Source organism: Exiguobacterium sp. UBA6282 (assembly GCF_002440475.1).
GTDB lineage: Bacteria > Bacillota > Bacilli > Exiguobacteriales > Exiguobacteriaceae > Exiguobacterium_A.
Map to the genome: position 1 here is coordinate 1 of NZ_DJUM01000041.1, position 4,280 is coordinate 4,280.

The 4,280-nt window shown below is 43.9% G+C and carries 4 protein-coding genes; 2 read left to right on the top strand and 2 right to left on the bottom strand.

All coding sequences use genetic code 11. The features are described 5' to 3' along the window. Together B2751_RS11060 and B2751_RS11065 are read left to right on the top strand one after the other, a co-directional pair. Positions 1-1,293, top strand: a 1,293-nt coding sequence (locus B2751_RS11060; protein WP_290774799.1) for an adenine deaminase, incomplete at its 5' end; no start/stop codon positions are given. Positions 1,294-1,556: 263 nt separating this feature from the next. Then, complete coding sequence (locus B2751_RS11065) at positions 1,557-1,814, top strand: hypothetical protein (RefSeq protein WP_035412398.1); 258 nt, start codon at positions 1,557-1,559, stop codon at positions 1,812-1,814. Between the two features lie 131 nt (positions 1,815-1,945). On the opposite strand, the gene B2751_RS11070 is transcribed toward B2751_RS11065, so the two are convergent. Together B2751_RS11070 and B2751_RS11075 are read right to left on the bottom strand one after the other, a co-directional pair. Then, complete coding sequence (locus tag B2751_RS11070; RefSeq protein WP_290754139.1) at positions 1,946-3,580, bottom strand: peptide ABC transporter substrate-binding protein; 1,635 nt, start codon at positions 3,578-3,580, stop codon at positions 1,946-1,948. 109 nt (positions 3,581-3,689) lie between these two features. Continuing rightward, positions 3,690-4,280: MgtC/SapB family protein (locus B2751_RS11075; RefSeq protein WP_290774800.1), on the bottom strand; the 591-nt coding region annotated here is incomplete at its 5' end.

Sequence of the window (4,280 nt, forward strand, 5' to 3'; positions counted from 1 at the left end):
GGGGCATCACTTGATGCTGCGGCACTTGCGCCATTCGTCAATCATCCGGGTGTCCATGGTTTAGGTGAAGTCATGGATTATCCGGCTGTCGAACGAGCCGATCGCGACATGTTACAAAAAATCAAACAGATTGAAGACGCAGGGAAACTTGTCGATGGACATGCTGCAGGACTCGGGCCACGCGAAATCAACATATATGGTGTCGCCGGAATTCGGACGGATCATGAATCCGTCAGTAAGGAAGATGCGATTGCGCGAGCACGTCGTGGTCTGTATGTCGAAGTACGGGAAGGATCAGCAGCTCGAAATTTGAAGGAAGTACTCGATGCCGTGACAGAGAGTAATGCCAGCAGATTTCTCTTCTGTACGGATGATAAACATTTAGACGATACATTACGTGAAGGTACGATTGATTATAATATTCGCTATGCGATTCGTCATGGGATTAAACGCGAAACAGCATATGCGATGGCATCGTTGCACGCGACGAACGCGTATCGTCTAGACGATCGGGGAGCCATCGTACCAGGACGTCGGGCGGACTTCGTCTTGTTATCGGATGCCGATAATGTCGTGATTGATGAGGTTTATATTCAAGGGAATTGTGTCGCACGAGCTGGGAAAACGATTCGACCCGTTCGCCGTGCTTATGTGCCGGAGTCATTACGTGGAACCTTGAATACAAAACCGATCACACCAGAAGTATTCGCCCTTCCACTCGAATCAGCACGTGCGCATGTCATCGGAGTCATTCCGAAAAGCATCGTCACCGAGCACTTGATTCTTGACGTTCCGCTTCAAGAAGGACATTTCGTTCCTGTGCCAGAGGAGGATCTCTTAAAAATTGCTGTCATTGAGCGTCATCACGGGACATCGTTCTCAGCAGTTGGGATCGTCAAAGGATTTAAGATGAAGCGTGGAGCGATTGCTGCGACCGTTGCCCATGATTCACATAATCTCGTCATCGTTGGGGCATCAGACGAAGAGATGCAACTCGCTGCAGAACGTCTTGTTCAAGCGGGTGGGGGTGTCATTGCTGTTAATGGACAAGACGTGCTTGCAGAGTTACCGCTTGAAATCGCTGGGTTGATGACGAATCGTCCTTTCCAAGAAGTCGGGGATACACTCGAAGCATTAAACGATGCACTTGATGTATTAGAAGCGGATCGGTCCTTTAATCCTTATTTGACGATGTCGTTCCTTTGCTTACCGGTCATTCCAGAATTGAAGTTGACCGACAGTGGGTTATTCGATGTAAAACAATTCCAGCATATTTCAGTACAAGCAAACTAAAGTCCATCGCGAGTCTGAGTCTCTTTCCGGGACTCAGACCGTTTTTTATTAGAAATAGATGATCTAAAATCAAAGAAAGACACTTTACAAAAGGTCTAAATATTCTTAATGAAACTTAATAGTTTGGATGTTGAATCATTTTGGAAAGCTTGTTATAGTAAGGTCTATATCATTTGTGAGAAACCTCACTTTCTTTGAAACTCTTTATTTAAAAGAGTCGTAGAAAAGAATAGGATCACTAAAGTGGAAAGGGGACTATATTTATGGATAAATCATATTTTGAAGGACATGAAGTCTTGATTGCGGACGTCTATCGTTCATTCACGCGTCAATTTTATGCACTTCCGACACATCGGCGAACGAAACGTCAATTGCGAAACCTTGCATTCTCCGTTATTCGTCAAGCCAGACCGACGTATGAAGAACGCACCGTTTTGTACGCCTATTTTGCTGAATTCTTCCGAGCAGTGGAAGAAGGACAAGATGAAGAAATCGCTTTTTATAAACAAATCGCACAGTAAAGACCCCCGATGGCTCCGTCAGAAGGGGTCTTTGTTGTTTTTAGAGATATCTTCAGGAAATCAAAAACAAGTAGCGGACGAGATCCACTACTTGTTGATTAAAGAATTCGATGTGTGCGTCAGGTCCTCGTTTACTTGATTTCCATCCATTTAAAGCTCATATCGGCACCGAATGGGTGACGGTATAATTTATCAATGTTTGTCCGTTGCAAGTACGCTTCACCTTTTTGATAGATCGGCGCGATCGCGTAGTCATCGGTTAGCAAGATTTTTTCAGCTTCTTGCATATCAGACCAACGTTTCGCTTCATCTGCTTGTTGTTTTGCCCCTTTGATGAGATCATCGAATTTTTTGTTCGAGTATTCCATCCGGTTGAAGCTTCCGCCTGTCAACCACATATCGAGGAACGTCATTGGATCCTGATAGTCAGGTCCCCATCCAGCTGCAGAGATATCATAATCGCCCTTCGATTCGAGGTCGAGGAAGTTCTTGAACGGTTGTTGTTTGATATTGATCGTCAAACCAGGAAGATGTTTCTCTAGATCACCTTTTAAGTATTCAGAGACTTTCTTGAATGCATCCTCATCTCGTGAGAGCATGCTGAGTTCGACTGTTTTGACACCAAGTTCTTTCAATCCAGCATCCCAAGCTTTTTTCGCTGCATCGGCATCATAGCTTTGAAGATCCGGATATTTCGCTCGGAAATCCTCACCATCCGGTGTGAACGTGAAGTCTTTCGCAACGATGAAGTTTGCTGGTTTTGATCCATCGTTTAGGATGACGTCCGTAATCCCTTGTTTCTCGAAACCAAGTGCGAGCGCTTTTCGGATGTTCTTGTTTTTCAATGCTTTATTCTTTTGGTTAAAGCGGAGGAAGTTGATCCGAGCATCTGGACGTGTCTTGTAATCCTCTGATTTTTCATATTGTGAAACGAATTCAGATGTAATCGGTGCGAAGTCGACTTCTTTTGCTTCAAAGAGGTTGACGCCAGTCGAGATTTCCTTAACGACTTTAACGTTGATCTGATCCATCTTGACGTTTGCTTTATCCCAGTAATCCGGGTTTTTCTTATATGTCCAACCCGCGTTCGCTTGCCACTTATCGAGGACAAAAGGTCCGTTGAAGACCATAGTGTCCACACTTGTCGCGAACTTATCGCCTTTATCTTCAACGAATGATTGCTTTAATGGTAAGTAAGTCGGAAAACTCGTCAAACCAAGGAAGTAAGGTGCTGGAGCTTCGAGTTGTACTTCAAGTGTCTGATCATCGATTTTCTTGACACCGAGTTCATCGAGTTCAGCTTTGCCTGCCATAATTTTATTGGCATTTTTCAAGTCCTGTAAAATGTATGCGTATTCTGCGGCTGTCTTTGGATCAAGTGCACGCTTCCAAGCATAGATGAAATCATCTGCTGTGACGGCTGATCCATCCGACCACTTCGCATCTTTACGCAATTTAAACGTATATGTCTTTTTATCTTTTGACACTTCGACACTTTCTGCGATTCCAGGTGTCGGCTTGTTATCACCATCGAGTCGATAAAGTCCTTCAAAGACGTTATTCGTAACAATGATGGAAGTCGAGTCCGTCGTTTTCGTCGGATCAAGCTGAGGTACATCTGTCGTCGAAACGAGCGTGACTTCCTTTTTCTTGTTTTTTGAATCAGATCCGCTTGTGTTTTCATCATTTCCTTGCCCGCATGCAGCGACAGCAAGTAGTGCGATGCTAGATAGTCCAGCAAACGCAATTTTCGATGTTTTATTCATGGAACGATGACCCCCCGAGAGTTAGAGTTAAATATTTCAGAAAAATGTGAACATATTGTTAATTTAAGTGAAAGTGATTAAAAATGCAACATAAATTTTCAGATAATTCTCACTGATCAAGGTCTATATCCTTAATTCCGAGTGATTTTAAATAGTCATAAAGTAGGAATATGGTCAGTTTATGCGGAGAATACATTCGTAATGTCAACCGAACCGGATCTCCTCGCATGCGCATATTCGTAATATGAACACCTTTTCGTTCAAGAGCGAAGATGATTTCAGATGGGTCCAGATCAGCAGGAAGGAGCAAGTGTGCGACAAGGACGTTCGCTTCGAATCGACTGTTATTAATGCGGCGCATTCCTCGAGTCAATCCCTCTAATAAGAAGAACAAAAATAAAACAAGAAAAACCGATTCCCATATAAATCCTGCACCGACAGCAATTCCAATTCCACTTGAACTCCATATAATGGCGGCCGTCGTCAATCCACTGACGATATCGTGAGGACGACGCAAAATGACACCAGCACCAATGAAGCCGATACCGGCAATGATTTGTGCGACAAGGCGCATCGGATCCATTTGAACATTCGTCGCCATATCGTGATAGAGTGAAACGGATTTGACGGATACGATGGTTAAAAGACAGCTGATGAGGGTAATTACGAGGCTAGTGCGTATACCGACCGGTTTATTTTT

Coding starts and splice junctions, on each gene's coding strand:
- B2751_RS11065 (WP_035412398.1), top strand. CDS start 1,557: ATGGATAAATCATATTTTGAAGGACATGAAGTCTTGATTGCGGACGTC.
- B2751_RS11070 (WP_290754139.1), bottom strand. CDS start 3,580: ATGAATAAAACATCGAAAATTGCGTTTGCTGGACTATCTAGCATCGCA.